We start from the raw sequence: 8,717 nt of genomic DNA on the forward strand, positions 1-8,717 counted from the left end.
CCGTCCGGTCAACTCATGCTGATGGCAGGTCTCCTGGCTCGCGGGTCGTTGCGCCATCCTGCCTTCCCAGCCTTGCCGGCCAGTGGCATTCACGGATTTTGCTCGCCGCTTACAGTTGCGGGGGCAGCCACGGCCTCGACCTGAGCAGGCCTCACCGTGTTCCCTTTTCACCCCTCGCCTTTCGACTCGGGGACCATCACGGGTCCAGCGTAGATTTCCCCCAATCGCTTCGCAACGGATTTCTCGGACGGAGTGATGGGCCACTCATGTGTGGGGGAAACAGGCATTGCGCGCTCTCATTATGTAATAACATAACGCTCTAGAAGATGCCGCCTGGCACTGTCAAGCGAAAGCCAGCCGATGCTATCGTGCAGATTGCGCAATTTCGATCAAACTGGCTTTGCGGGAAGGTGGCAAGGTGATCCGCCCAATGCGAAAAGGAGCCCCATGAACCCGACCGAGAAAGCGCTGTGGTTCGTCGAAAGCCATTTGCCGGAGGCGATTTCGCTCGACGATGTCGCGCAAAGCAGCGGCGTGTCGCGCTTTCACGTGACGCGTGCGTTTGGCGCTGCCACCGGCCGGTCGGTGATGGGCTACATGCGCGCGCGCCGGCTGAGCGAAGCGGCGCGCAAGCTGGCCGGCGGCGCGCCCGACATTCTCTCGCTCGCGCTCGATGCCGGCTACAACTCGCATGAGGCGTTCACCCGTGCCTTCCGCGACCAGTTCGGCACCACGCCGGAACTGGTGCGCGCGCAAGGCACGCTCAAAAATCTCGACCTCGTGGAGCCGATCCTGATGGACCAGTCCTTTCTTACCAACCTCGAACCGCCGCGCTTCGAGACCAGCCGGCCGTTTCTGATCGCCGGCCTCGGCGAACGCTACAGCTGTGAAACCAGCGCCGCTATCCCGATGCAGTGGCAGCGCTTTGGCCCCTATATCGGCAACATTCCGGGCGAGACAGGCGACGTCGCCTATGGCGTCTGCGTCAACGGCGACGATTCCGGCAATTTCGACTACATCGCCGGCGTCGAGGTGTCGGACTTTTCCAACCTGCCGAAGGAATTCAGCCGGGTGCGGGTGCCGGCGCAGAAATATGCTGTGTTCGCCCACCGCGAACACATCTCGACCATCCGCCGTACGGTCAACACGATCTGGAACAAATGGCTGCCGGCGTCCGGCCATGAAATATCCGATGCGCCGGAGTTCGAGCGCTATGGCCCCGAATTCGATCCGCGCAGCGGCAATGGCGGGCTGGAGATATGGATACCGGTGAGGGCGTAGCCGATCACGCCATCGGTAGCGCCGGCCAGCGATCGATTATCCTGCCGCCGGAAAACACTACGATCGATCCGAATTGCTGCAGCACGGCCTCGCTCTGCGTCGGGCGCAGGAAGGCGTAGTCGTCGGGCCTTGCGGTCGCATCGGCCGGCAAGCCCATGAATTGCTGGTTGGAGGACAGGCCGAGCAGGCCGTTCGTCCGCATACCTTCGGGGAACACGGGCTCGGCCATCCACTTGCCGCCATAGAGGTAGCAGCCCTTGCGTGGAAACCGGCCGAGCGCCTGCAGCAGGCGGGTGACGGCTGGCGGGCCGGGCAGCATCGGCTCGACCACTTTCAGGATCGGCGTTGCGACAAAGGCAGCCGGCTGGAAGCCTTCGAGGCCTGATGTATCGAAATCGCTGGGCAGCACGAAGGCCGAGCCCATCGACACTTCGTTGGCCACGCCGCCATGATGAAGCAATGCTGTCTTGCTGCCGCCGATGTTCAGGATGCGGCGCTGGTCCGGACCGAGGCAAGCGACGAACGCCGCGGCCTGCGCCGACGCCTTTGCCAGGGCTTTCGCCGGTCCACCGAACAGGCCCGGAATGTGCGGCGCATGCGCCTCATAGGCCATGACGCCTTCGCAACGCAGCTTGGCCGGCAGTGCGCTCAACGCCTTCGACAACGCCTCCGGGCTGGCAAAGCCGCCGCGATGCAGTCCGACATCGATCTCGAAAGCGATACGCAGCTCGATGTCGAGTTCGTCAGCGAGTGCGCCATATTCCGCCAGCCGCTCCTGCGTATCGATCAACCAGCAGACACGCGACCAGTCGGCCGCGCCCTTCGAAAGCGCAGCCCTTGCCGCGCCGATCGGCATCGGCTTGCCGTAGAGCAGATCGGCATCGGGAAACGCCTTCAGCACCGCCTCGCTGATCGGCGGATGGAAGGTCATGACGTGATTGGTGCCAAGCGCCTTGCCGATATGGGCAAGCAGAGGCAGGCAGGCGAGCGACTTGTCGACCAGCCGCACGGCGAGGCCGGGATCCAGTCTCCCCTTTACCAGGTCAATGTTGCTGTCCAGCCGGTCGCGATCGAGCAGCAGGCAGGGCTGGAAGATGCCGGCTTCCTTCAGTGCGCCCGACAGGGCGGAAAAATAGGTGCTCATTGTGCGATGCCGAACAAACCGGCCATGTAGGGCGAGACGAAGCGGTTTTGCGGATCGATATCGCGGCGCACCGCCATGGCGTCGTCCCAGCGCGGGTAGAGCTTTTTCAGCTCCGCCGCCTTCAGGCTGTGCATCTTGCCCCAATGCGGCCTGCCGCCATATCTACGAAAGATCGGCTCGACTGCCCGCATGAACGGCAGCGGATCGTTCGCCGCGTCATGATGGATGGCGATCGAGCAGGTCGGCCTCCTGTAGAATGGCGACAGCCAGAATTCGTCGGGCGCAACGGTGCGCACCTCCATCGGGAAATAGACCTCGGGAAAGCGCTTCTCCGTCAGCTCGATGATTTCGACCAGCGCTTTCGGCCCTTCCTCGAACGGCAGATGATATTCCATCTCGTTGAACTTGGTCTGCCGGTCGCTGGCATAGACGTTGAGCCAGTCCTGCACGTAGTCCTCGGCCGGAAATTTGGCGACTGCCGAGCGGATCAGGCGGCCGCGCAGCGACGGCAGCCAGGCAAGCCCGGTGCGCAGCCGACGCAGCGTTCTCAACCCAGCCTCATCCGCTTCCGGCGGTCGCGGGGTCGGTGCTGCGTCGCTGAGATCGCTGGCGATGAACTGGGCGTAACCGGAAAACGGTATGTGGTAGAATTCGGCCGAGCGATGCGCGGCCATCATCGTCTCGAACTCGCGCAGCATGTCGGCGATTGGCAGCACCCATTTGCGGCGGCGCAGCCGGTAGGTCGGGATGTTGTTGAGCGTCACTTCGGTCATCGCGCCGAAGGCGCCGAGCGCGACGCCGATGGCATGGATCGTCTCCTGGTCCCCTGCCCGCTTGAAGTCGCGCAGCTTGCCCAGCCCGTCGACGATCTGCACCGTCTCCAGCTGCGTGTGATAGGCGCCGAGCGTCGGTCCCGAGCCGTGCGTGGCCGTGCCCAGCGCGCCACCGATCGCCTGGCGGTCGATGTCGCCCATATTGGGCAGGCCCTGGCCAATGCCTTGCAGGATGTGCATCAGCGGGCCAAGCCGGGTCCCTGCCCGCACCCGCGCCTGGTTTTTTTCCGGGTCGTGCGAGACCAGCCCGTCCAGTCTCTCCAGCGACAGGATCGTGCCCTCGGATTTCACCAGCGGCGTGAAGGAATGACCGGCGCCGACGACACGCACCGGGCCGGGCGCAGTGCGCACGAGATCGCCAAGTTCGCCGGCATCGGCGGGATTGGCGATCAGCTTCGGTTCGGCGCGCACGAAACCGGACCAGTTGCTCCAATTGCTCGACATGGCGCTCCCCGCTCAGGCTTTTTGTTGGATCATGATCTCTACCGAAAACCGGCCTCACTTTTCGGGATCATGATCTGGCGCGGCGACGCCGCGTCACCAGGATGAACAGACCGAGCAGAAGCACGCTGGCAACGGCGCTGGCGGCGGCGAATTCCGGCACCGGCCGGAAATCCTTGCCGTCGATCAGCAGCGACGCGGCGATCGGCCCGACCGCCAGGCCGAACAGCTGGGCTGCCGGCACCAAGAGCACGGCGGTGCGCGTCTCGTCGGCGGTGATCGCCAGCCGGATCTGGTAGGGCACGATGAACAAGAGGATGAAGCCCATGACCAGGGCGGCGACCCAGAATGTGGTGAGGCCAGGTCCGCTGGCGAGAACTAGCGAGCTGACAAGCGCGACGGTGCCGATCGCCGCGATGGCCAAGCGATAATCGATGCGCGCCTCGAAGACGGTCGCCGTCATCGCGCCCAGGACCTGCGCCGCGAGGCTCGCCGAGACGATCAGGCCGACGGTGCGGCCATCGATGCCGTATTGTGCGCCAAGCGGTTCCAGAAAGGCCCAGACCGCACCGAAGAACATGAAGTAGCAGAACACCGACAGCAGCGCGGTCAGCGAGGGAACCGTCAGCACATTGGCCAGGTTCTCTTCCTTCGGGAGATCGGCATAGTCCCCGGGGACGGTGAAGGCGACCGCCAGCGACGCGACACAGACGACGGCAAGAACGATGAAGCCGCCTGCCGATCCGGCTGCCGGGATGACATAGAGCGCCAGCAACAGGGCAAGCGCGCATTGCGCCAGCGTCTGCATGGTGACGAAAAAGCCGCCGATGCGCTCGGCGCGCCGCGAACGGGCGATCAACTCCGTGGCGGCCGCGACCAGACCGCCCTCGGCCAGCCCGGCCAGGGCGCGGGCCGTGATCAGCGTGTTGGCGGTTGCGGCATAGGCCGTCCACACATTGGCCAGCGCCAGCAGCAGCAGGAGGGCCGCACTTTTCCAGCGCATCTTGTGCGCCGAAAGCAGCATCGCCACGACAGCCGAACCGACGGCGATGGCGATCATCTCGGCGGTCGCGACCAGCGCCAGCTCATCGCCGCTGACATGGCCCTCGGTGTAGAGCGCGCCCAGCAACACGGGCTGCAGCCCGAGGATGAGCAAGCCGACCGAACCGATCCACAGGGCCGAGGCAAGCTGCCAACCTGTCGGATTGCCGACCAGCCAGTCGCCATTGCCCAAGTGGCCGGCATTTGTCGAAGTCAAAGGCGCCTCCCCAACGTCCTTGCCGCGCGGCAAAAAAACTGACAACCTGTCAGCATTTATAGAAGCTGATACTTGATCACATTTCTTGTCAACCGGAATTTGAAAACCGTGCGAAAGATCGATGCATGACGGAAGTGAAGAGAACAGCCACCGAGCCCAGGCGCAGGCCCAAGCAGGAACGCAGCCGCGAGCGCATCGACGCGATCCTGTCGACGACCATGCGGCTGATCGGCGAGAAGGGCATCGACGCCGTCACCATGAAGGAAGTCGGCATGCTGGCGGGTGGGCCGATCGCCACCGTCTACCATTATTTTCCCAACAAATCGGCGATCCTGGCGATGCTCTACGAGCGGTTTTCAGAGGTCAGCCGTGCACGGCTGACGGCGATCATCGCCGACATCCGCGAGGCCAAGGACGTGATCGCCGCCGCCGACCGGCTGCTTGACGACTATCTCAGCCGCGTCGCCGGCGATCCGGCCATCCAGGATCTGCAGAATGCCATCCAGGCCGACAAGGCGCTCAAGAATCTCGACATCGCAGAAACCCGACATCAAGCCAGGATGTTCTGCGACCACGTCATCACTCTGCTAGAACCCGAGAAGCGCGAGCGGTTCGAACGCATGGTTCTACTGATCTTCCAGCTCGCCGGCGGCGTGGTGCGCCTGGCGCTCGCCGAGGGCGAAGCGGAAAGCCGCCGCACGATCGAAGATTATCGTTCGATCATTCACACGCAGCTGGGCCTGTTTTTTAACGACTGACTCAGGCGGGACGGCGCGACGACGATCTCGGCCAGCTATCGGCCTATCTCGCCCGATGAATGATGCCCTCGAAGCCGTCGGCCAGATCGGAAGCGCCGGCAGCGAACATCTTCACGAGGTTTTTGGGACGGCCTGGGGTGTTGTTGGCATCGAGGAGGATTGCCCTGCCCTCATGAATGACGAAATCGAACTTCCCGTAGTCAAAGCCTAGCTCACGTCGCCGCTCGCGCATTTCGTCAGGAACGGGAACGGTCTCACGTCGGATCGTTTCCGATGCCTTGACCAGGCTGTTTGGCGATATATAGCGGGTGCAACGCTCGCGCTCTCCGCAAAACACCCAGAAGCGTGCCGCGAAGCCGTCGGGTTCTCTTTCAGGAATGAACTTTTCCACGACCAGATCATCGCGCTCGAAGACGCCATCTGGAACGTCGCCGAGAGATCCATAGATCTGATAGGGCGGCAGGGTCTGCATGTGCGGAAAAGGCGGCGATTTCCCCGCGCGCTCCGATCGCCGGTTGAGGAGCGTCTCCGGAATACCCTGGTTATTGAGGTCGCTTTTGACGATGACCGGGCCTTGCCAGGAATCTCCGTCGACTATCAACGCTCCACTGACCCGTCGTTTGGATATGTCGGACGCCCCCAGATTGAGGCAGAATGGAAAACTCCGTGCATAGTCGACATAGTCTGCGGACGTCACCGTGGCATCAACGTGCAGAACCGCGATGTCGGCGCTGTGTGCCTTCGACGGACCTTGTTGAACCCGGACCGAATGGCCACGCCTTTTCAGTTTCCCAAGAATATCGAAAAGCAAATAAGGGCTGTCCCTGCGCAGCAGGAGGTTGCGCTTGCCCAGAAACCGGTCATGCTCATGCGTTATGACAACGATGCGCGACACAGCTAACCTCCTTGGCTTCATCCCCACTTCTATTAAGCGGCTATGAGCATTCGGCGCCAGACTTTCTTAGCCTCCGGCGAATTTGCATGACAGATCATTGGGACAATTATCATCGGCACTGGCAGCTACTGGACGCGCCGTTGCGGCCGCCGCCGGAAACAGTTGGCATTGTCAAGCGCGAGCTCGATCTGGACGAGGCCGATGTTCTGCTGCTGGGCGTTACTCCGGAACTGGCGGGCCTTGGCCGGACGATGCTGGCGGTCGATGGATCCGCTGCAATGGTTTCCGGCGTGTGGCCGGGCGACGACGCCTGTCGCAGAGCGATGACCGGGAATTGGCTGAGCCTTTCAATCGGCAACGCCAGCCTCGACGCAGTCATTGGTGACGGTTGCTTGACCGTCGTCGATTCCGCACGCTCTCGCCGCGCGCTGCTGAGCGAGATCGCCAGAGTCCTGAAGCCGCAGGGGCAGGTAGCGATCCGCGTTTTCGCCGGCCCAGAGACGTTTGACGATTTGCGCAGCATCGAGGCCCAAGCCTTGGCCGGCGAGGTCGGGAATTTCCACGCCCTCAAATGGCGCATAGCAATGGCGTGTACGACGAACGATTGCGACCGCGCCATAGAGGTGCAGGCAATCCGCGATGCTTTTGACAAGAACTTTCCCGACCGCAGAGCCCTTGCCGCGAACACGGGATGGAGCATGGCCTCCATCAACACCATCGATGTTTATGCAGGTTCCGAAACGATTTATTGCTTCGCGACGCTGGCCATGCTGATCGATGAGGCGAGCGGCTGCTTCGGCGACGTGCGTGTCGTGCCGAGCGGCTCGTACCCGCTGGCGGAACGGTGCCCGCTTCTGGTGCTTGGATCGCCAAGGCGCCGGTAAGTTCATTGTCGGGCGCGGCAGGGCTTTGATCGAGCAATTCATGGCTCCGAGCGCCTTGACTCCGGCGAGCCGCCAGCCTATTTCAGCGCCACGTTAGCACTCGCCATTGGTGAGTGCTAACTCATATGTCCGGCGCCGCCGGACGGAGGAACTGTTTCTCACCGTTCTCATCGAGGAAGAAAAAATGGCAAAGTCGAAGTTCCGCCCGCTTCATGACCGCGTGGTCGTTCGCCGGGTCGAATCCGAATCCAAGACCGCCGGCGGGATCATCATCCCGGATACGGCAAAGGAAAAGCCGCAGGAAGGCGAGATCATCGCTGTCGGCTCCGGCGCTCGTGATGAAGCTGGCAAGCTGGTCCCCCTGGACGTCAAGGCTGGCGACCGCATCCTGTTCGGCAAGTGGTCGGGCACCGAAGTCAAGCTCAATGGCGAAGACCTTCTGATCATGAAGGAATCCGACATCATGGGCATCATCGGCTGATATCAAGCCTTTCCCTCAACTGAATTCCCGGGCTCAATCAAAGCCCCTGCCAGGAGCTAAAAATGGCTGCCAAAGACGTAAAATTCTCCCGTGATGCCCGCGAGCGCATGCTGCGCGGCGTCAACATCCTCGCCGACGCGGTGAAGGTCACGCTCGGCCCCAAGGGCCGCAACGTCGTCATCGACAAGTCGTTCGGCGCGCCGCGCATCACCAAGGACGGCGTCACCGTCGCCAAGGAAATCGAACTTGAGGACAAGTTCGAAAACATGGGCGCGCAGATGGTCCGCGAAGTTGCTTCGAAGACCAACGACATCGCCGGCGACGGCACCACGACCGCGACCGTTCTGGCGCAGTCGATCGTCCAGGAAGGCCACAAGGCGGTTGCCGCCGGCATGAACCCGATGGACCTGAAGCGCGGCATCGATCTGGCCGTGACCGAAGTCGTCTCGGCGCTCGGCAAGGCCGCCAAGAAGATCAAGACCTCCGAGGAAGTTGCCCAGGTCGGCACGATCTCGGCCAATGGCGACGAGTCGGTCGGCAAGATGATCGCGGAAGCGATGCAGAAGGTCGGCAACGAAGGCGTCATCACGGTTGAGGAAGCCAAGACCGCCGAGACCGAACTCGAAGTCGTCGAAGGCATGCAGTTCGACCGCGGCTACCTCTCGCCCTACTTCGTCACCAACGCCGACAAGATGGTTGCCGAGCTCGAGGACGTCTACATCCTCCTGCACGAGAAGAAGCT

The 8,717-nt window shown here is 62.6% G+C and carries 9 protein-coding genes and 1 riboswitch; of the genes, 5 read left to right on the plus strand and 4 right to left on the minus strand.

All coding sequences use genetic code 11. The annotated features are described in order from the left end of the window. Positions 1-6 precede the first annotated feature (6 nt). Positions 7-213, minus strand: a riboswitch (cobalamin riboswitch). Between the two features lie 234 nt (positions 214-447). After that, complete coding sequence (locus NKJ06_RS10270) at positions 448-1,281, plus strand: GyrI-like domain-containing protein (RefSeq protein WP_352633261.1); 834 nt, start codon at positions 448-450, stop codon at positions 1,279-1,281. Positions 1,282-1,285: 4 nt separating this feature from the next. Here NKJ06_RS10270 and NKJ06_RS10275 read toward each other — a convergent pair whose 3' ends face one another. From NKJ06_RS10275 to NKJ06_RS10285, 3 genes are all read right to left on the minus strand, one after another. Next, the gene (locus NKJ06_RS10275; protein WP_352633260.1) at positions 1,286-2,425 is read right to left on the minus strand and encodes an alanine racemase; all 1,140 of its coding nucleotides are present in this window, start codon (positions 2,423-2,425) and stop codon (positions 1,286-1,288) included. Then, positions 2,422-3,702 (minus strand): D-arabinono-1,4-lactone oxidase, encoded by a 1,281-nt coding sequence (locus NKJ06_RS10280; protein WP_352633259.1) that lies wholly within the window; start codon positions 3,700-3,702, stop codon positions 2,422-2,424. The genes NKJ06_RS10275 and NKJ06_RS10280 overlap by 4 nt, the downstream gene beginning before the upstream one ends. Before the next feature lie 67 nt (positions 3,703-3,769). Beyond that, positions 3,770-4,957, minus strand: coding sequence for an MFS transporter (locus NKJ06_RS10285; RefSeq protein ID WP_352633258.1), 1,188 nt, complete (start codon positions 4,955-4,957; stop codon positions 3,770-3,772). A gap of 125 nt (positions 4,958-5,082) precedes the next feature. Between NKJ06_RS10285 and NKJ06_RS10290 the strand changes: the two genes are divergently transcribed. After that, entirely contained in the window at positions 5,083-5,715 is a 633-nt protein-coding gene (locus tag NKJ06_RS10290; RefSeq protein ID WP_352633257.1) for a TetR/AcrR family transcriptional regulator, read from the plus strand. A 43-nt stretch (positions 5,716-5,758) separates the two neighbouring features. On the opposite strand, the gene NKJ06_RS10295 is transcribed toward NKJ06_RS10290, so the two are convergent. After that, a complete protein-coding gene (locus NKJ06_RS10295) occupies positions 5,759-6,610 on the minus strand; it encodes an ATP-grasp domain-containing protein (RefSeq protein ID WP_352633256.1) in 852 nt (283 codons plus the stop codon). Positions 6,611-6,696: 86 nt separating this feature from the next. On the opposite strand from NKJ06_RS10295, the gene NKJ06_RS10300 reads away from it, so the two are divergent. The 3 genes from NKJ06_RS10300 to groEL form a co-directional block, all read left to right on the plus strand. Continuing rightward, positions 6,697-7,494 carry a class I SAM-dependent methyltransferase gene (locus tag NKJ06_RS10300; protein WP_352809741.1) on the plus strand — a complete coding sequence of 266 codons (798 nt, stop codon included), beginning with the start codon at positions 6,697-6,699 and terminating at the stop codon, positions 7,492-7,494. Between the two features lie 184 nt (positions 7,495-7,678). After that, positions 7,679-7,975, plus strand: a complete 297-nt coding sequence (gene groES / locus NKJ06_RS10305; RefSeq protein ID WP_006203049.1) for a co-chaperone GroES — start codon at positions 7,679-7,681, stop codon at positions 7,973-7,975. Positions 7,976-8,037: 62 nt separating this feature from the next. Further along, positions 8,038-8,717 (plus strand): chaperonin GroEL (gene groEL / locus NKJ06_RS10310; protein ID WP_352809742.1); only part of this gene is annotated, 680 nt, incomplete at its 3' end.

The sequence above is a fragment of the Mesorhizobium sp. M0293 genome (genome assembly GCF_040321735.1).
In the GTDB taxonomy this organism is placed as follows: domain Bacteria; phylum Pseudomonadota; class Alphaproteobacteria; order Rhizobiales; family Rhizobiaceae; genus Mesorhizobium.